This is a genomic window from Agrobacterium sp., assembly GCF_059499945.1.
Map to the genome: position 1 here is coordinate 26,510 of NZ_JCABZP010000013.1, position 18,585 is coordinate 45,094.

20 protein-coding genes are annotated in these 18,585 nt (G+C 58.6%); 5 read left to right on the forward strand and 15 right to left on the reverse strand.

Going from position 1 to position 18,585, the window contains the following annotated elements; genetic code table 11:
* Positions 1 to 56 precede the first annotated feature (56 nt).
* The 9 genes from AC5I5B_RS11530 to traC all read right to left on the reverse strand — a co-directional run bounded on the left by AC5I5B_RS11530 (position 57) and on the right by traC (position 7,635).
* Positions 57 to 659, reverse strand: a complete 603-nt coding sequence (locus AC5I5B_RS11530) for a CDP-alcohol phosphatidyltransferase family protein (protein ID WP_495752692.1) — start codon at positions 657 to 659, stop codon at positions 57 to 59.
* Complete coding sequence (locus AC5I5B_RS11535; protein WP_495752693.1) at positions 659 to 1,444, reverse strand: phosphocholine cytidylyltransferase family protein; 786 nt, start codon at positions 1,442 to 1,444, stop codon at positions 659 to 661. Before AC5I5B_RS11535 ends, AC5I5B_RS11530 begins: the two co-directional genes overlap by 1 nt.
* Positions 1,441 to 2,673, reverse strand: a complete 1,233-nt coding sequence (locus AC5I5B_RS11540; RefSeq protein ID WP_495752694.1) for an aminotransferase class I/II-fold pyridoxal phosphate-dependent enzyme — start codon at positions 2,671 to 2,673, stop codon at positions 1,441 to 1,443. Before AC5I5B_RS11540 ends, AC5I5B_RS11535 begins: the two co-directional genes overlap by 4 nt.
* A 43-nt stretch (positions 2,674 to 2,716) precedes the next feature.
* Positions 2,717 to 3,610 (reverse strand): phosphoenolpyruvate mutase, encoded by an 894-nt coding sequence (gene aepX, locus AC5I5B_RS11545; protein WP_495752695.1) that lies wholly within the window; start codon positions 3,608 to 3,610, stop codon positions 2,717 to 2,719.
* 167 nt (positions 3,611 to 3,777) lie between these two features.
* Positions 3,778 to 4,485 (reverse strand): GntR family transcriptional regulator, encoded by a 708-nt coding sequence (locus AC5I5B_RS11550; RefSeq protein WP_495752696.1) that lies wholly within the window; start codon positions 4,483 to 4,485, stop codon positions 3,778 to 3,780.
* A gap of 250 nt (positions 4,486 to 4,735) precedes the next feature.
* The gene (locus AC5I5B_RS11555; RefSeq protein ID WP_495752697.1) at positions 4,736 to 5,002 is read right to left on the reverse strand and encodes a WGR domain-containing protein; all 267 of its coding nucleotides are present in this window, start codon (positions 5,000 to 5,002) and stop codon (positions 4,736 to 4,738) included.
* Positions 5,003 to 5,215: 213 nt separating this feature from the next.
* Positions 5,216 to 7,132 (reverse strand): Ti-type conjugative transfer system protein TraG, encoded by a 1,917-nt coding sequence (gene traG, locus AC5I5B_RS11560; RefSeq protein WP_495752698.1) that lies wholly within the window; start codon positions 7,130 to 7,132, stop codon positions 5,216 to 5,218.
* The gene (gene traD, locus AC5I5B_RS11565; protein WP_495752699.1) at positions 7,119 to 7,334 is read right to left on the reverse strand and encodes a type IV conjugative transfer system coupling protein TraD; all 216 of its coding nucleotides are present in this window, start codon (positions 7,332 to 7,334) and stop codon (positions 7,119 to 7,121) included. The genes traG and traD overlap by 14 nt, the downstream gene beginning before the upstream one ends.
* 4 nt (positions 7,335 to 7,338) lie before the next feature.
* A complete protein-coding gene (traC, locus tag AC5I5B_RS11570) occupies positions 7,339 to 7,635 on the reverse strand; it encodes a conjugal transfer protein TraC (RefSeq protein ID WP_495752700.1) in 297 nt (98 codons plus the stop codon).
* 254 nt (positions 7,636 to 7,889) lie between these two features.
* Between traC and traA the strand changes: the two genes are divergently transcribed.
* From traA to AC5I5B_RS11590, 4 genes are read left to right on the forward strand one after another with little or no spacing between them, the layout of a single operon-like run.
* Positions 7,890 to 11,198: a Ti-type conjugative transfer relaxase TraA gene (traA, locus tag AC5I5B_RS11575; RefSeq protein ID WP_495752701.1), complete on the forward strand. Its 3,309-nt coding sequence runs from the start codon at positions 7,890 to 7,892 to the stop codon at positions 11,196 to 11,198.
* Positions 11,195 to 11,761 carry a conjugative transfer signal peptidase TraF gene (gene traF / locus AC5I5B_RS11580; RefSeq protein ID WP_495752702.1) on the forward strand — a complete coding sequence of 189 codons (567 nt, stop codon included), beginning with the start codon at positions 11,195 to 11,197 and terminating at the stop codon, positions 11,759 to 11,761. Before traA ends, traF begins: the two co-directional genes overlap by 4 nt.
* The gene (locus tag AC5I5B_RS11585) at positions 11,751 to 12,911 is read left to right on the forward strand and encodes a conjugal transfer protein TraB (RefSeq protein ID WP_495752703.1); all 1,161 of its coding nucleotides are present in this window, start codon (positions 11,751 to 11,753) and stop codon (positions 12,909 to 12,911) included. Before traF ends, AC5I5B_RS11585 begins: the two co-directional genes overlap by 11 nt.
* A 14-nt stretch (positions 12,912 to 12,925) precedes the next feature.
* The gene (locus AC5I5B_RS11590; protein WP_495752704.1) at positions 12,926 to 13,525 is read left to right on the forward strand and encodes a TraH family protein; all 600 of its coding nucleotides are present in this window, start codon (positions 12,926 to 12,928) and stop codon (positions 13,523 to 13,525) included.
* A gap of 203 nt (positions 13,526 to 13,728) precedes the next feature.
* Here AC5I5B_RS11590 and AC5I5B_RS11595 read toward each other — a convergent pair whose 3' ends face one another.
* On the reverse strand, positions 13,729 to 13,941 hold the full coding sequence (locus AC5I5B_RS11595) for a helix-turn-helix domain-containing protein (protein ID WP_495752705.1): 213 nt from the start codon (positions 13,939 to 13,941) through the stop codon (positions 13,729 to 13,731).
* A 98-nt stretch (positions 13,942 to 14,039) separates the two neighbouring features.
* Here AC5I5B_RS11595 and AC5I5B_RS11600 point away from each other — a divergent pair, with 98 nt between their 5' ends.
* Entirely contained in the window at positions 14,040 to 14,402 is a 363-nt protein-coding gene (locus tag AC5I5B_RS11600) for a transcriptional repressor TraM (protein WP_495752706.1), read from the forward strand.
* A gap of 1 nt (position 14,403) precedes the next feature.
* Here the strand turns inward: AC5I5B_RS11600 and AC5I5B_RS11605 are convergent, their stop codons facing one another.
* The 5 genes from AC5I5B_RS11605 to AC5I5B_RS11625 all read right to left on the reverse strand — a co-directional run bounded on the left by AC5I5B_RS11605 (position 14,404) and on the right by AC5I5B_RS11625 (position 18,570).
* Entirely contained in the window at positions 14,404 to 15,105 is a 702-nt protein-coding gene (locus AC5I5B_RS11605) for an autoinducer binding domain-containing protein (RefSeq protein ID WP_495752707.1), read from the reverse strand.
* A 219-nt stretch (positions 15,106 to 15,324) separates the two neighbouring features.
* The gene (trbI, locus tag AC5I5B_RS11610) at positions 15,325 to 16,623 is read right to left on the reverse strand and encodes an IncP-type conjugal transfer protein TrbI (RefSeq protein ID WP_495752708.1); all 1,299 of its coding nucleotides are present in this window, start codon (positions 16,621 to 16,623) and stop codon (positions 15,325 to 15,327) included.
* Between the two features lie 13 nt (positions 16,624 to 16,636).
* A complete protein-coding gene (gene trbH / locus AC5I5B_RS11615; protein ID WP_495752709.1) occupies positions 16,637 to 17,074 on the reverse strand; it encodes a conjugal transfer protein TrbH in 438 nt (145 codons plus the stop codon).
* A 3-nt stretch (positions 17,075 to 17,077) separates the two neighbouring features.
* Positions 17,078 to 17,890 carry a P-type conjugative transfer protein TrbG gene (gene trbG, locus AC5I5B_RS11620; protein ID WP_495752710.1) on the reverse strand — a complete coding sequence of 271 codons (813 nt, stop codon included), beginning with the start codon at positions 17,888 to 17,890 and terminating at the stop codon, positions 17,078 to 17,080.
* A 17-nt stretch (positions 17,891 to 17,907) separates the two neighbouring features.
* Complete coding sequence (locus AC5I5B_RS11625) at positions 17,908 to 18,570, reverse strand: conjugal transfer protein TrbF (RefSeq protein ID WP_495752711.1); 663 nt, start codon at positions 18,568 to 18,570, stop codon at positions 17,908 to 17,910.
* Positions 18,571 to 18,585 lie beyond the last annotated feature (15 nt).

Here is an 18,585-nt window from a genome sequence, read left to right on the forward strand (position 1 = left end):
ATGCCTCCGGACTGTCGGGTATTTGTGATTATCATTGCAGCCGGCTTGCCGGCTGCTCATAAAGTGAGTGCGAGCAGAGCGATGGATAGTCCACAGGCACCCAGGATGATCGCCAGGTAACCGCGACGATCGGGTACTGGAACCTTGATGCAGGTGACATGAAGGATCGCAAGCGTCGCACAAGTCGCCGCAATGGTAAGCGTGAAGGGATATGGCGACAGCCATGGCCGCATCAAAAACATGAGGGCGAGGACAGGCAAGTCGTAGGAGAGTGGAAGACCGGTGAAGGATCCGCTCCGGGCGCCGTATAAGCTGAAAGAGCTCAGACGCAGCGCGCCAGCGACAATCATCCCGATCGCAATGGGATAGACGGCAAGCTCATCACGGGCAACGGCTACCAGCACCATGGCGGGAAGGATCGCTCCGTAGATCAGATCGCCGAAACCATCGAGGCTTTTGCCGATCGCCGCTGCTGCTTCGTTTCGCTTTTTTGTTCGTCTGGCGACTATGCCGTCCAACTGGTCGGCGATCATTGCCCATAGCCCGAGCCCCAGGGCGATCTCCAGTCGCCCGCTCATCGCCTGGACAAGCGCCGTCGCGGACAGGGTAATGCCAAAAGCGGTGATTGCATTGGCCGGATCGCGAAGGTGATTGAGCATTATAGTGAGCCCCGGGGTCCATTGTCGGCGAAAATCGCTACGGCTTTTTCAAGGTCGTCTACGCTGTCGATTTCGATCCATTTGAGATCGTCGCAATGCACGGCGATGAGGTCGAGCTTCCCGGCTCTGGCGAGGCGCTGTAGCAACTGTTCGACAAACAGGCCCCGCTCATTGGACGCCACGGAAGACCGCAGAAGCGGCAGCAGACTTCCACTCGCCATCCCGTGCGACAGGCGGTAAATATTGACTGTCTTGTAAAATTGCGGGCCGGCCGGCTCCATGTCGGATCCTGTCCGACCTGTTTCCACATCTTCGATACGATCTGTTTCGTCGAGGGTAACAACAGATCCCTGCATCGACATGTCGAAACGGGCAACGGCGGCTACATTTTCGGCCGGATGTTCGGCAAGCCGCGACAACAGCGCGGGCTCGAAGAACACGTCGGCTTCAAGCAGGAACACGCTTTGGGTTGCCAGCACATCTTCGGCAAGCCTGAGCGACCAGGCACTTCCGGTGGTTTCGTAGACGGGCGACTCCACATATCGAATATGCATTGTCCCGAAGCGGTCCCCCACTGCAGTCCTGATGGTATCCTTCCGATAGCCGACAACGATCGTCACGTCCTCGATACCCACCGCGGCAAGGTGCGCCAGGGCGTTGAAAAGGATCGGCGTGCCGTTGACCTCCACCAGTGGCTTTGGTCGATCCTGCGTATGTGGTCTGAGCCGCGTCCCCATTCCTGCGGCGAGGATAATCGCATGGTGTGTCCTGGTCGGCCGTGTCATCTGTGCTCTCCTTCTTCAGGCCCAGGTAACGGTCGTTCCTGAGAGGCCCAGGCATTGAGGCGGGCGACGACGCGGTCGCATCCTTCTCGCACGAGCGCCGGATCGATGCCGTATGACAGTCTGAGACCCTGGGGGTCACCGAAGGCAGATCCGGGTACCGTTGCCACACCTGTCTCCTCAAGGAGGACGCGGTGAACATTGTCCGCATCGCCGTTGGCTTCCTGCTCCGAGCCTCGCCGCCAGGGGCCGAGATCAAGGTAAAAATAGAAGCCGCCCTGTGATCGGGGGACAGGCAGGCTGCGCAGCCGCGAAAGCGCAGCAAGACCCTCCTGCCGGGACTGCTGCAGTCTTGAACGCAGACCGTCCTCGTATTGGCGAGCTCGATTGTTCAGATAATGGAGTATGGCTGACTGTGCGATGATGTTCGGATTTGAGGTGATATGGCTCTGCAGCGTGTTCACCGCCTGCACCAGTCTTGCTGGTGCGGCCAGGTAACCGATCCTCCAACCCGTCAGCGCAAGGCTCTTGGAGAAGGCATTGATGATCACCAGGCGTTCGCGCAGCTCCGGGACCAAAGAGACAATAGGGTAATGGACCGATCCATCATGGACGAAGGTTCCGTAACATTCATCGAAAATGACCCATAACCTGTGCTTGACGGCGAGCATCGCGATCCGGGTCAGCGTCTCGCGGTCATACACGGCTCCCGTCGGATTGTTGGGCGTGTTGACGATGATGGCGCGGGTCTTTGCGGTGAGAACCCTTTCTATATCTTCAATACGCGGGATGAAAGCGTTCCATCGTGTTTCGACAAAGACCGGCGTGGCGCCCGCCAGTTTGGCTTGCACCGGAAACGTGCCCCAATAAGGAGCTGGAATGATCACCTGGTCACCCGGATCAAACAGGCACATCGCGGTATTGTAGAGCGCCTGCTTGGCCCCAGCCGTGATCGCCACTTCGTCGCGCAACCAGATCTCGCCGGTCTCGAAAGATATTTTTTCGGCCACGGCCTCGCGCAACGCCGGCGTACCGATCGTCGGAGTATAACGCGTTGCGTTGTCGGCGATTGCCTGCAATGCGCCCTCGCGGATCGGCTCGATCAGTTCGGCCCAGATTTCTCCTCCGCTCATGTCGATCAATTCAAGGGCTCGCGATCGAGCCTCGGTGGCGGCCAGCCGCGCCTTCGCCGTCGCGGACACAGGCAGAAGGGACATGCGATGAGACAACATCGGACGACCTCATTTGAAACCGTGATAATGATGAAATGCTTGCCTATTGCGGCAGGTATCGCTGCTCGGCTTCGCCAAGCTCGCCGTAGTCGAGCAGTTCGAAGATATCCTCGAGTGTGCTGATCCCGCCTTCAATGCCGGATACGCTCCTGTCGCGAAAGATGCGGGAGGAGACCTGCCGCATCGCCCGGACTGAGGCGCGAAGGCTGTGATTGGCCCAGATCACCGTGGCGATCCCTGCCTCCTGATAGGTGCAGACGGGTGTCGTATGATATCGTGTAGGCACGATGATCACGGGCAATCGGTTTTTCCAGCGCGAGGCAAAGTCAACGATCTCGCCCGCGTCGCTCCTGCGTGAATGGATGAGGATCCCGTCGACGCCGGCTTCCGCATAGGCGTGGGCACGATCGAGCGCCTCCTCCATGGAGGCCCCGGCGATCAGCGCCTCGGTTCTTGCGATCAGAACGAGATCGGGACAGGCATCCTTTATGGCGCGAAGGCGGCCTGAAAACTCCTTTGTGTCGGCAAGGTAATGCCTGTCCCCGATAAAGCTGTTGAGTTTTGGAAACTGTTTATCCTCAATGCAGACGCCCCTTGCGCCACGCCGTGCGATGGATCTTGCAAAGATGCGGGCATTGTTGAAATTACCGAAGCCAGTATCTCCGTCGACCAGGACCGGCAGGCGGCTTGCCTCGGCCATTCGCTCGACGACATCCGCGACGCTGGACCATGATGCTTCATTGCTGTCGCGATAGCCGAGCGATGTGGATATCCCAAGACCTGACGCCCAGAGACCCAAGAACCCCGCTTTTCGCGCAATGATCGCGGACAGACCATCATGCGCTTCCATCACGAAACGCGGCTCAACCGTTCCGAACAGCCATTCGGATGGTTCTTGGAGGTGGTGGTATGCGGCATTCTGCGGCGAGGCTGTCATCGTGGAGCTTCCTGTCGATCAACTGCCACCATAAGAGGCGAAATCATGTTTCCGGGCAATCTATATCGGAAAAATAGAAGCGATATATCATTGATTTTTTTGAGATAAATACGTTTTCTGTTGTCTGGCGATGCGCTTGAGGTTGTGCAGAATGATTGCAACCCTTGTCACAAGAGATCTTCCAGATTGGCCCTCATTGTCTGGGCGCTCAGATTGAGCTCCCTGACGAGTTCGGGGATCGCCTCCGAGACAAGGCGGGTATGTTTGGCGGTAATACGATTGGCCAAAACGCGGTTCCCGGACAAAACGGCGTCTTCCAACGCGTTCAAGGACCACAGGGCTTCGTGAATCGCCGGCTCGGAGATAAGGCCGAATTGCCGGATATGACCTGTGCGAGCGCAAAAGCACCCGATGCTGGCGATCAGCCGTCGATTTCCCGACATCCTCGCAATGCGTTCATAGATCGTCTCAACGCAGTTTGCGATCGTCGTCGCATGCCGCTTGTCAATGACGGGTTCTCCCCGCCAGATGTCCCGAAGCCCGGTCGGCTGCGGCTCGTGAATTGCATTGTTACGGCCATCGATCGACGATTTGAGCATGATCGTCGCAAGCTCATAGTCGGAAACGAGATCGTCCGGATCCAGCATTTTGGTGTAGTAGCCGCGGCCCTTGATAAAGCCGATGACCTCTTCATGGGAGAGGCGTATCAACGCCTCCCGAACCGGCGTTGCACTCACCTTGAGCCGTTCGGCGACCGTTCGGATGTTCAGGAAAACACCCGGGGCCGCACAGTTGGAGTTCAGCGCCGCCCTGATGCGTTTGTACGCCTCATGCGTCTTGTCCGGGCTTGCCGGTTGGGGAGCGATCTCCTGCATCTATGGTTTCACCATTCACAAACATTGCCTCCAACGATATCGCGGCTGCACCGCACATTCTCGCCTGCAATGGGATTTCTATCATGCCGACGCTGTGGGTGATGTTATTTCGCCGTTATAGAGCCGATATAGCGGGAGATCCGACAGTCCCATTTGTGGCAGCAACTGCCGAAACCGGCCCTGCTTGCGGCAAGCGGCCCTCGAGCCCTTGCGTCCAGGCGTGCGGCACTCAAGTCGGTGCGGCGTTGTCTCAAATAGTGGCGTTGGGATTGTGCAGGACGGTCGAATATCCCCGTCCCCTCTTGCGCCGCAGGAGCTCCAAAAATAGCTCGACTGCGTCGTCTTCAGCTTCGAACGAGTGAACCATCATCTTCCCGTTCGTCCCGATGCGCCCCCACCGGCGTATCAGGCAGGCATTACCGAACAGGTCCGGCTCAATGGACATCGCGTAAAAGCGCGCCATGTTCTTCGTCCTGTCGGTCCTCTCAATGTAAAGCTGGTAGCGCTGCGTCATCATGCGCGTATGATCTTATGTCGCGGCAATCACGTCCAATGACTGTTTTGAATCGATAAGGCACGACCGATTCATCCGGTTGATACGAGAGGTGCGGACGTCCATTTCGGATTGGCGATCCTATCTGGCCGGAACGAACGAAATCCACGGCCGGGTTTCGCCTTGGATGATGATCCCTTTGCGGGAAAGACCTCGCTGCTTGAGTGAATGGTCGCTTCAGAAGCGCGTTTCCAAGGCACTCTTCCCGATAGATGCTTTCATATCTTCCCGTCGGAACCAGATAGCGCGACCGCATCTCAGCGGCGGATTGCCGGCAGTGAACACGATCTGTTCGTCCGCTCTCATGCGCAGGACCTCATGAGGCTGGATAAGGGGCCGGGCGGCCAGCTGCTTTGAACGCGTGCGAGACGATCCGCGCGACTGAAAGCTCCGGCTGACCTGATCGACCTCAACCGTTGTCATGCCGCACCGCCGGGAAATGTAGTCGGCGGTTTCCGGATCATTGATCGCGGCGAAACTGATCCAGCTCGCGCTTTCAAACCATTTGCTGGATGCATCGCGTCCGCCATAGGTTTCTCGGAGCTGGCCAATCGACTGGTAGATCATTGTCAGGGTGATGCCGTATTTGCGACCTGCGTCTCGTGCAGTCTCGAGAATTCGCATGTAGCCGAGCCGCGCGATCTCATCGAGAAGGAACAGCGCGCGCCCTTCCGTGCCTCCGTCGCGATTGTAGATCGCGTTCAAAAACGAACCGATGACAACGCGCGCCAGTCCGGCATGGGTCTCCAGTGTCTTCAAGTCGATATTGATGAAGACGTCGATCCTGCCCGAGGCGACATCCTCCGTCCTGAAGGTCGAACCTGAGACCAGAGCCGCATAATTCTGATAGGAGAGCCAATGTGTCTCCTTGATTGCATTGGCGTAGACTCCGCTGAATGTTTCCGGCGTCATGTTGACGAAGGCTGCCACGTTTTCCTTCACGAAGTCGGATGCCGAGTTATCGTAGATATCTTGGAGGCGCTGGCGAAGTTTCGGTTCGGGCTCGGCAAGATTGCCGCGCACCTGGCGAAGCGTCTGCTGCTCTTTCGGTGTATGGCCGGAGAGGCAGACGTCGGCGATCATGGCAATCAACAGCTGGAGCGCCGATGCGTGGAAAAAGTTGTCGCGCGCACCGCTTGCACGTCCGTTATCACTCATGATCCAGGACGCGACCGCAGCGATATCCTCCTCCTTCGTGCCACCATGCTGTCCGACCCAATCGAGCGCGTTGAAGCCGGTTGCGGGTTTGCGGGGATCGAGGATGCGAACGCGCCGACCAGCGCTCTGCCGGTGCTTCGACACCATTGGTGCGACCTCGCTGGAGGGATCGAGCACGATGAGGGAGCCACCCCATTTGAGCGCCGTCGGGATCGTGACCGAGGTCGTCTTGAAACCACCCGATCCGGCAAAGACGATACCATGCGACGACCCGAACGAGCCATCGAAGCAGAGGAGTGACGATCTGCCCCCTGCACCCCATGTCTCTTTCATGTCGGCACGGAACGAAACGTCCGAAACACGATCCCGGTCGACGCGATATCTTTCACCAATCACGACGCCGCCGGAATCCGAAAACAGCTGCGCAGCGTCGGCCAGTTTCATCCAGTCGGCCTCACCGTGCAGCGCCCGTCTGCCGGTGATCCGCCTGGGCGTCGAGCGTGCGAAGGCGCGATTGCCGATCATCGCGACACGTATTGAAAAGCAGGACGACATCAACGCTGTGGCCGCGCCGCACGCTGCCGCAGGATCGATATGGTAAAACGCCGGTTGCCCAGCCGGCGCCGCATCGGATAATGCTCCAAGCCGCGCAGTTTCCCTTGCGCCAGCTATCAGCATGACCCCGATGTTTCCAATCACCGTGCCCCAGCCGGCGGCGCGAATGCTGCCCGATCCCGCTGACGCGAAGAGATAGGTCGCGCCCAGCACTGCTGCGGCAACGTAGGGCGCTGCACGCCCGGCCATGCCCAGAGCGAGTTCGGCCGCTCTCGTTTTCGCAGTATCGGCCAGCCACATTTCCATACCCGTCAAGCCAAATAGGGTGACGATCATCATCGCGGCGGGTGGGATAGCGAGCAAGATCCTACTCGCTTTCATGACCGAACGCTCCTGCTCCGATTGCCTTCAATCGGGTTCGCTCGTTTGCGTCCGACTGCAGGCGTTGCTGAAGCTCAACCAGCGCTCCGAGCAAAACCGCCCGTTTCTCAAAGCGAAGGCCTGCTTTGACGATCAGGCCGCCGAGCTCGATCTTTTCGCGGGTGTCCTTTTTCCGCGCATCGGTACTGGCATTTCTGCTCATCCGCTCAAACCTTGCCAACGCCGCCCGGAACCGAGCCAGACGCGAGCGCTTCGGGGTGGGCGATGGCCGGGACGGTTTCCCCTGCCCCCTTCTTTCCGTCTGTCCCCGGTATGCCCGCGCGAAAGCGTTTCGCCAACTCCTCAAGCGCCGCCAGGAGATCCATGTCTTCAATCTCGAATTCGCCAATGCCTGCCCGCAGCGCAATGCGGCCGATGCGTTCGGCTTCTCTTGTCTCCGCATGCTTCAACTGCTCCTGCAGCCTGGCGATTTCATTGCGGATTTTGGAGGATGGTTTCTTCATCCGTGGATTGTCCCCTGCTGATGCTCATCGTGGTTTGCGACAACAGGGTCGTTCAGATCGGTGCGCCGATCTACTGACAGAAATGCGAGTAGGCGTAGCCTACGCTTTTGAGCATCATCCCGACCGCTCGAGGAGAGCGGATCCGAAGGGCGCAATTATACGTCGCTGATGCGACGTTTTGCTTTTGCCTCCGGCGGAGGCCGCGCTCCCGACGGGCCTGCTGAATTCATTCGATCGAAGGAGCCTTTGCCGCAATGGCTATCCCGCATTTCTCCGTCAGCATCGTTGCCCGCGGTTCCGGCCGCAGCGCCGTGCTGTCGGCAGCTTATCGGCATTGCGCGAGAATGGATTACGAGCGGGAAGCCCGCACAATAGACTACACCCGCAAGCAGGGGCTGCTGCATGAGGAGTTTGCCATTCCGGTCAATGCGCCGGAATGGCTGCAATCGATCATTGCCGGCCGCTCCGTATCCGGCGCGTCGGAAGTCTTCTGGAACAGGGTCGAGGACTTCGAGAAGCGGCCCGACGCGCAGCTTGCCAAGGATGTAACCGTTGCCCTTCCAATCGAGCTTACGGCCGATGAGAATATCGAGCTCGTGCGGGATTTCGTGGCGCGGCATATCACCGCGCGGGGCATGGTGGCCGACTGGGTCTTCCATGATGCGCCCGGCAATCCGCATATCCACCTGATGACCACATTGCGGCCGCTGACCGAAAAGGGCTTCGGATCGAAGAAGGTCGCGGTAACCGGCCCCGATGGCATGGCGCTCCGTAACGACGCCGGCAAGATCGTCTATGAGCTTTGGGCCGGTGGGCTCAGTGACTTCAATGCCTTCCGTGAGGGTTGGTTCGCCTGCCAGAACCAGCACCTGGCACTCGCCGGTTTCGATCTGCGCGTCGATGGCCGGTCGTTCGAGAAGCAGGGTATCGAGCTGACACCGACAATCCATCTCGGCGTCGCAACCAAGGCGATAGAACGCAAAGCGGACGGGATGGGAGAGGCTGCGGCGCTGGAGCGGCTGGAGTTGCAGGAAGAGCGACGCGCGGAGAATACACGCCGCATCCAGCGTAATCCGGCAATCGTGCTTGGCCTGATAACTCGGGAGAAGAGTGTCTTCGACGAGCGTGATGTCGCCAAGATCCTGCATCGTTACATCGATGATGCCGACCTTTTCCGAAACCTCCTGACCCGCATCCTGCAGAACCCGCAGACGCTGCGGCTTGATCGGGAGAGGATCGACTTCGCCACAGGCGTGCGTTCCCCTGAAAAATATACGACGCGTGAACTGATCCGGCTGGAGGCGGAGATGGCCAATCGGGCGATCTGGCTCGCGCAGCGAGCCTCCCACGGCGTTCGTCAGGCAGTCATTGATGAGACCTTCAGGCGGCATGTCCGGCTGTCGGATGAACAGAAGGCGGCAGTTGAGCACGTTGCTGGCAAGGCGCGCATTGCTACCGTGATCGGTCGGGCAGGCGCTGGCAAGACAACGATGATGAAGGCGGCACGCGAGGCGTGGGAAGCGGCCGGTTATCGCGTTATCGGCGGCGCGCTGGCCGGAAAGGCTGCCGAGGGCCTGGAGAAGGAAGCAGGCATATCCTCGCGCACGCTTTCATCCTGGGAGCATCGCTGGAACGAAGGTCGCAGCCAGCTCGATGACCGGACCGTTTTTGTTCTCGACGAGGCGGGGATGGTGCCCTCGCGGCAAATGGCACTGTTCGTGGAAAGCGTCACCCGGTCTGGTGCCAAGCTTGTTCTCGTCGGCGATCCCGAACAATTGCAGCCGATCGAAGCGGGCGCCGCCTTCCGCGCCATTGCCGATCGCATCGGCTATGCCGAGCTTGAGACCATCTATCGTCAACGCGAGCAATGGATGCGTGATGCATCACTCGATCTCGCCCGCGGCAATGTCGGGAGGGCAGTCGAAGTCTATCGCAGCAACGGCAGGATGATTGGCGCCGAGCTCAAGGCTGACGCGATCTCGAACCTCATCTCGGATTGGGACCGTGATTACGATCCAGGCAAATCAACGTTGATCCTTGCCCATCTGCGTCGTGATGTCCGGATACTGAATGAGCTGGCGCGCGCCAGGCTCATCGAACGTGGTATCATAGAGCCTGGTTCGCCTTTCAAGACGGTGGATGGCAACCGCAGTTTCGCCGTCGGGGACCAGGTCGTCTTCCTCAGGAACGAAGGCTCTCTCGGCGTCAGGAACGGCATGCTGGCCAAGGTGGTTGACGCCGCTGCAGGTCGCTTTGTTGCCGAAATCGGCGACGGCGAACATCGTCGTCAGGTGCAGGTCGAGCAGCGCTTCTACAACAACGTCGATCATGGTTATGCCACCACGGTCCACAAGGCGCAGGGCGCGACTGTCGACCGGGTGAAGGTGCTCGCGTCGTTGTCGCTTGACCGTCACCTCACCTATGTGGCGATGACCCGTCATCGAGAGGATCTCAGTATCTATTATGGCCGCCGGTCCTTTGAGCAGGCCGGAGGGTTGATGCAGATCCTGTCACGGAAGAACCTGAAGGAGACGACACTCGATTACGCCAGCGGGAGCGTCTACCGCCAGGCACTTTGTTTCGCCGAAGCGCGCGGACTTCATATCGTCAATGTCGCACGAACGATTGCCCGAGATCGCCTTGAATGGACCGTCCGCCAGAAACAGGCGCTTGCGGCTCTTGCCGGTCGGCTCGCCTCAATTGGTCGCAGGATTGGCCTTTCCTCGAGCGACACGAAGATCACTTCAGATAAAATTGAGGAGGCAAAACCCATGGTGGCTGGCATCACCACATTCCCAAAATCGATTGACCAGGCCGTGGAGGACAAGCTTGCGGCTGATCCGGCTCTGAAAAGACAATGGGAGGAAGTGTCGATGCGTTTCCATCATGTTTATGCACAGCCGGCATCCGCGTTCAAGGCGGTCAATATTGATGCCACGTTGCATGATCAGGCGACCGCGGCAAAGACGATTGTGAAGATATCCAATCAACCCGAAACCTTTGGCGCGCTCAAGGGCAAGGCCGGTTTGCTTGCCAGCCGTGCAGACCGGTCGGATCGAAATCAGGCGGAGAAGAATGTCGCTCCACTCGCCGACGCTATCCGGGACTATCTGCGTCAGCGTGGTGAGGCCGAACGCCGAAATCATGCCGAGGAACTTGCTGACCGCAGGCAACTCGCCCTCGAGATCCCCGGCCTCTCGGCCAATGCGGGACAGGTGCTTCAACGGGTCCGTGACGCCATCGATCGCAACGACTTGCCGTCCGGCCTGGAATATGTGCGTACCGACAGACAAGTGAAGGCGGAACTCGAAGGTTTCGCGACGGCCGTCTCGGAGCGTTTTGGCGAGCGGACCTTTCTTCCGCTGGCCGCCAGAGAGGCGAATGGCGAGCTGTTCCACCGTCTGACCGCGGAAATGAACGCCACGCAGAAGAACGAAGTGCAGCAGGCCTGGCAACCAATGCGAACGATGCAGCAGATCCGGGCTTATGAGCGCACAGTCGCGGCGCAGAAACAGATGGGGACGATGGTCCAGACCAGGAGCCGGGGGCTCACTCTCAAATGACGGTGCCGGAACATATTTCAGTCCGGATCGCAATGCGCCGCGGTATGGTGTTGAAGTGCCTCGTTGGTTTAATGTTCATTGCATGCGCTGTGACTGCCGCATTTTGTTTGGGGGGCTTCCGGGTCAATGTTACACCAAGCGAACCTATGGGACTGTGGCGCATCCGACCCCTTGATCGCTCCGTCCAGATCGGTGATCTCGTCTTCGTCTGCCCACCGGTAAACGAGGTCATGCGTGAGGCTCGCAGCCGGGGTTATCTCCGGCGGGGGCTGTGTGCCGGCGGTATCGCTCCCCTGATCAAGACCGTGGCGGCGACGGCCGGTCAACGCCTCGAGATCACCGCAAGTGTCCGCATCGACGGGTGTTCCCTGCCTCATTCCGAGGTCGCGCTGGCGGATGGGCAAGGCCGCGCGATGGTGCCTTTCGCAGATGGCATCGTTCCGGCTGGTACCATCTACCTGCATTCCGATTTTCCCGGGTCGTTCGACTCCAGATATTTCGGGCCCCTCCCGATCGATGGTGTTCTCGGACTGGCGCAGGAGGTCTGGACCTATGCGCCGTGAATTTCTCGAGACGGGCACACTCATTGTTTCCGCTGCCATGATCGGATGGATCGCCTGGAGCGGCCATGTGCTTCTCCTTCCTGCAGCGACAGCCTTTCCCGCATTATGGTCCATGGCGAAAGGACGATGGCAGGCCGCCATCATTTCGGCGGCCTATTTTCTGGCAGCTTCGCGTGGGCTCCCGCAGGGTGTCGCGAATTTCTATGGGGCGGATCTGTGGCCGGGCGTCCTGCTGTGGCTGATCGCTTCGGCATCATTCGTGATGGTCCACTGCGTGCTCTGGACAGGCCGCGATGACTGGCAGATGCCGGTTCGCTATCTTCTCGCCTGCCTTGTCATGGCCGTCCCACCATTCGGCATCCTGGGATGGGCGCACCCGATCACGGCGGCAGGCGTTCTGTTTCCGTCCTGGGGATGGTTGGGCCTCACGGTGATGGCAGCCGGCCTGGGCATCATGACAACGCGCCATCGGCCGGCTGCAGCCATTACCATGACAGGCCTATGGCTTTGGTCCGCCGCTCAGTGGACGGTGCCCGTTCTACCTGCATCTTGGGCCGGTGTCGACCTCCAAATGGGGGCGTCCCTTGGCCGCGACGCCAGCCTTGAACGGCAAAAGTCGCTCATTGACATTGTGCGGCCTCACTCGACCGGAATGACGGTTATTCTGCCTGAAAGCACTCTCGGCTTCTGGACGCCGACGGTTGGCCGCTTCTGGCGCGCGGAGCTCGCGCAAACGGGCGTAACTGTCGTAGCCGGTGCGGCAATTATCAACGAGAGCGGTTACGACAACGTCCTTGTGGCCATCTCTGCGGAAGGCAGTGACGTTCTTTATCGTGAACGCATGCCGGTTCCGGGTTCGATGTGGCAGCCCTGGCGCAGTCTTATCGGAGAAGGTGGTGGTGCCAGGGCACATTTCTTCGAAAATCCGGTGGTCAATATCGCCGGTTTGAGAGCCGCCCCGCTGATCTGCTATGAGCAGCTTCTCGTCTGGCCAATCCTGCAGTCGGCCCTCCATCGTCCAGACGCAATCATCGCGGTTGGAAATGGCTGGTGGACGGCCGGATCGTCGATCATCGAGATCCAGCGCGCAAGCACCAAGGCCTGGGCGCGTCTGTTCAACTTTCCTCTCGTTATGTCATTCAACACCTGAAACATGGAGTTCGCATGCTCGATTCCATATTGATCAAGGAATGCGCCGATCCGACTTTAAAGCCCGCGATCGTCGAACAATTTGTCCAGGCGGTGGGATCAGACGATCCCTTGGCCATAACCGTGAAGTCCGGCGAACGCCTTATTCTCGTGCCCAAGCCGAAGACACCGCAGGAAGCGACCGAGATTGTCAGGGAGAACATTAAAGGATCGGTGGTGCGTGTCGGTCTAACGCAATTTCCAGCAAGGACCGTTGTCTCCGACCCTTCAAAGCTCAGCTCGGACCTGTTCGACCCCTGCGTCAATTTGCGCATGGGAACGGCAATGTTCGCCAAGATCCTGCGCATCGTTGCGAGGTGGTACGGAAATCCCGTAAGCAGCGAGGTCTTTCCGCAATTGTTCGATGACGCTATTTACGCGTGGCAGACTGGGCAGTTCGAGGGGCAAAACATCTTCCGGGCACAAGATCCCGGTGGCACGGTTGTTCAGTCGCACTCCAGTCCAGACAGGACGGTGAGCAAAACCGAAGATAGGTCGAGCGAGCCATCCGCGCTGGTCGACCAGGCTGGCAAGGCGGGTATACGTATCGATCTTTCGAAAATCGGGGGGCGATAAGGATACGGTCTCTCGTCCTCTGGTCGTGGTATGCGCTTACCCAGGCCAACCATCGCGGCGGATGGCGGCAATGATGAATGCGGCGATAGTGATCATCACTATTGGATCCCAACCTGCCTCGATGCCCTCGATACAAAAGCGTTGCGCGACCTATAACGGCAACGAGAAGCGACCCGTTTTCGTGGATTGTCCCATGCTCAGATTCATTCGTCGGGACGGATGAGATCGACGTGGCTCACGCCCAGCGCCTGGGCGATTTCGTAGAGCGTTATGATCGATGGATTTCGTCGGCCCCTCTCGAGTCCGCTCAGATATTGCTGGCTGTAGCCGCTGCGTACCTCGACCTCCTCCTGTGTCAGGCCTTTCTCCCGACGCAGGCGGGCAAAATTCCGACCGACCAGCTTGCGCATATCCATGCACGGAAGATCGCCGTTTACGGAATTCAAGTTTATCAACTATAATATGTAAATGAGGCTCCCGGTGATTTTGCGTTTGCGGGTCGCGGCGCTCAAAGATGGTTTACACCGTCATGGTTGGAACGTTAATTGGACTGGGAATGTTCACAAATAGCACCGATGGGCCATTGTCAGACGTCAAACTTATTCTGCGCCCACTTATCGGATTGATGAGTGATCAGCCGCCCGAGGAGATCGAACGCCACGTCGTTTGCGAGATTGAGAAGCACCGTCGTCTCCGCGGCGAGGCCGTGATCAGGGAAGCAGCAATCGATGCCGCAACCGACCCGGAATCGGCTCGGGATGCGACGCGGGCGTACATTGCCGCGATGATTGCGGTTCACGCGCAGCAGACGGTTGTGTCCACGCTACTCGATATTCTCGGATATATTCCGGACATGCCGAGGCCAAAGGAACACTGACCTAAATCAGCCCCAGCTCCTTTGCCATTGCTGTCGCTTGCGGCAGGGTTGTCGCACCGAGAGCAGACTTCGCATTCCGGAGAAAAAAGGCGACGTTCGCATAGCTCGTGTTTTCTATGATAGCGATTGCTTTCATTGATTTGCCCTCGGCTGACCAACGCAAGCAGGTCAATTCGTCAGACTTCATTCGAATGGGTGTATGATGGGTTGGTTTGGTGCCAAGGCGTTCGAGCCTTGAATGCAGCAGCGCAACAGCGGATGCGGCAAGCACCGGGTTGATTGCCGGGGCTTTCGCGCATTCTGTTTCTTTCGAAGCCAAGGTCAGCATGGCCATACGCCCAAAGCCGGTCCTGATCGGAATCGTGATGCCGGATCGGATCCCGAATTCAGCGGCCTCGCCATAGAAGGCGCGCCGCTCCTTGCTCATTCTGGTAGAGGCTTCGTTCGACCATGCAAATGCTTCAAGCTGATCCTTGGCATTGCGCACGACCGGATCGATTCCGGCATAGGACTTTTCAAAATATCGCTGTTGCCAGTCTGGATCATAGTTTGAAATGGCGATCTGCGTTCCCGCCTGCAGGCTCAAATACGCGTATGTGCAGAATCCCGCCTCGCGACTTAATTTTCCCAGGGTTGTCTTAACCGTGGTCTCATCATGCGCGAGGCTGACACGCTCCGTCAAACGCTCAAACCATTGGTCCAATTCAAGTCCTCCTTTGGTGAAGGTATGGACGCAAACAAGGCCGCAGTCCCAAGCGCGCCGGCCCTCTGTCGAGGGCGCACCGCTCCGAGACAAAGGCGAACAGCGTCACTGTCGCCAGCCTAGATTTACCTTGAGAGAGAGATATCACTCACGCAATATCGTATTATGTCAATGCGTTTCAATTATATAGCGCGAGGCAGCCTTGACGGAAGTCGATTGCTAATTTCGGTATGCACCGGGAAAAATCATGTCCTGATCGACCATGACGTTGAACTTGTATCCCGGGCGGATTTTGAGGGTGGGCTGGACGTTCAGGTTCTTCATTATCGTCTGCTCCGCAACCCGACCGAAGCTCTCGGCAAAATTCCGACGCGCCGCATCCGAAGCAGTATGCTGGGTGGCAAGGGTCGAGCTCTGTGGCATCGACAGGTCGATGCCCGTACCGATGATCGCGACAAGCGCTGCTGAGCCGAAGGTGCGCCAGAGGTGGCGGTCGACCCTGTCATTGAAGCCGCCATGTCCTTCGGCGTCGGTGCCGGCCATCCCGCCGATCTGCAGGGTTGCGCCATTGGGGAATATGAGATCGGTCCAGACCACGAGAACCCGCTCCTGCCCGAAAGAAACTTTGGAATCATAACGGCCGAACAGCTTCGCCCCCTGCGGGATCAAAAGCCGGTAACCCGTCGCGCTGTCATAGACGTTTTGGCTGACCTGTGCCGAAATTCGACCGGGAAGGTCGGAGTTCAGGCCTGTCATCAGCGTCGCCGGGATGATCGATCCGCGCTTCAATTCATAAGCAGAGAGCCCGGGCACCACGCGATTTGGCAGATACCCAAGATCCTTGATATCCTGGTTGAAGAAATCCTCCTTGGAAGACTGGGCGTTCGGATCGATATCCTGTCCAGGAAGCCCCAATTTCATTGCCGCGCCATAGAGATCCGATGCGCCGCTTGTCTTTTCATTTAGCGGTTGAGCGTGGCCGGTCCTGTTGTCCGCGTCGCTTTTCTCGACCTCAGACACATCAATCTTCAACGGTGATTCCAGGGCGGTCGCGCGCGCCTGCAGACTTGCCATCCTTTGACGTTGTGCCTCGCGAAGGGTCTGCTCGTCCTGTTCGCGTTTCAATCGGGCCTTCCACTCTTCTTCCGGTTCGAGGTGTGATCGCCGCTCAGGCAGGGTCGTGTTCTCGGGCATGACGACAGCTTCCTTTTCAGTCTCGCGTTCGACAATGACAGCCGCCGGCTGCAACATCTCTCGCTGTTCTGGCTCGCCGATAATTCCGTTTGTCACCCCCCGCTTCAACTGATCGCCGAAATTGGTCGCCGGCGAATTCGAGGCGCGGTCGGGTCCGTTGGCTCGATTGAACGACAGGCCGCGCCAGGAAAGGCCTGCGACGACGACCCCAAAGAAAAGAAGAATAATGACGATTGCCACGACGATGGGCAGGCGGTTGAGGCGCCGCATGCTATTTTGATCGTCTGCATTACCGGTCGTGCCGAGCTGGAGCGACTGAACCATGATGCCCCTCCCCTCAGTTTTTCCGAATGATCGAAAGCGGGCTGGCCGGTGTCGCACCCGTTGTCGTCGTGGCGTAGGCGCGGCCGATTGTCACCATCGGTGTGCTCAACCGCGCGAGCACCCGGCCGTCGACACTGTCGATCGCCCACGCAACGTCGATCGGCTTCTGGTTCTTGCCCGCCGTGTCATCGGTAACAACGGTATAGCCCCAACCTTTCAGCGCCGCCTCAAGCGCCGCCGCATATTCCGACGTGTCCTTGGCCATTTTCAAGGTCGTGGTGCTGGCCGTTCCCACCTGTTCGGCAAGTCGGCTCGCCATGTCGCCGGCAATCGCGCTTGCGGTGGGGCCGGTCAGCGTAGCGGGCATGGAACTTGGAGGCGGCACGTCATCTGTGGTCTGGCAACCGGATAGAACGGACATGGTGGTGACAGCGGCAATCGCCCACTTCATTGGTCAACCTCCCCGCTGGATGGTGATTTTCTCTTGGCGCCAGCCGACCCCGGATACGAGCAGGGCCTTGTCGAGCGCATAGTCGACGATCATCATGTCGTTCTTCATGCGATAATTGACGATGCGGTTCTGGCCACCGCTGACGACGAACAGCACCGGCGCATCCTGCCCTGAGATCGAGTGGGGAAACTGAATGTAGGTCTTCATGCCATCGGAATAGACCCGTTCCGGCCGCCAGAAGGCGCTGCCACTCACGGAATAGGAAAAGTTCAGCCTGTCGGGCGTTGAGCCAGATATACCGCCTGTTTCGAGCCGGGTATTAATATCCGAAAGCTTGGTCGACACATTTTCCGGATATTCGAAACCCACTCTGGCCATGTACTGGCTGGGGTGGGACTTCAGTTGGATGTGATAAGTCCGCCGTGACGTGGTCACCACCATCGAAGTCACCAGCCCAGCCTCGGAGGGTTTGACAATCAGATGGATTGCCTGCCCTGCAATTGCGCCCGACGTAGCCGGTTCGACCTTCCATCTGACCGTATCGCCAACGAGAACGTCGCGAACGATCTCGCCGCCCTGCAGTTCGATGTCACAGACCTGAAGCGGCGAGCATATGACGGAGGGCTGGGTTTCGCCAAACAGGAATACGACCTTCCCGTCAGGACCCGTCGTCACGAGCCCTGGCATTGCTCGCCACTTGCGCGAGATATTAGTGCCTTTCACCTCATTCGAGGTCATGTTTTGCGCTCTAGCGCAGTCCGCAAGGACGAGTGCGGCCACGCAGCCGGCGGCTGCGATCAGTCCTGCTCTATGCATGTGATTTCCCCTTACCCTTAAAGCTGTGCGGTCCAGTCGAAGTCCTGGAGATAAAGACCTATCGGGTTGAGGCGGATGATCGCCTCGTCCTGTGGTGCGGTCAGTGCAACGGTCGCGATCCCGCGAAATCTCCGGGTTCCGGTTTCCTTGCCCTTGCGGTCTCGCTCGTATTCGGTCCAGTCGATCTGGTAAGTCTGGTTTGAGAGGGCCACGATATTGTTGACCTCGATTGCGACCGTCGATGTCTTGGCTTTCTCGAACGGCGAACTACCACGGAACCAGGCATTGATCTTCTGGGTCGATGGATCGGAAATTCTGAGAAGTGCATAGGTCCGGTCGATATATTGCTTCTGCACAACGGCGTCCGGTGTGACCGATCGGAAGCTGGTCACAAAATTTCCAAGTGTCGCCCGTACCACCCGAACATCGGCATACTCGATTTGCTGAGGGAAGCCAGCCGCCACCGACGTGCCGAGTTTGTCGACCTCGATAATGTAGGGCACGAGCTTGACCTGCGTGCTGAGATACAGCGCATAGGTAAAGCCGATAAGGGCCATCGATAGTCCAAGAATGCCAACGACCCGCCATGCACGCGCTGCCTGGACGTAGGAACCGTATCGCTCCGTCCATTCCTGACGGGCTGCGAGATAAGGGCTTTCGGGCGACCGGTTTGAAGCCATCGTTATACGCCTTCC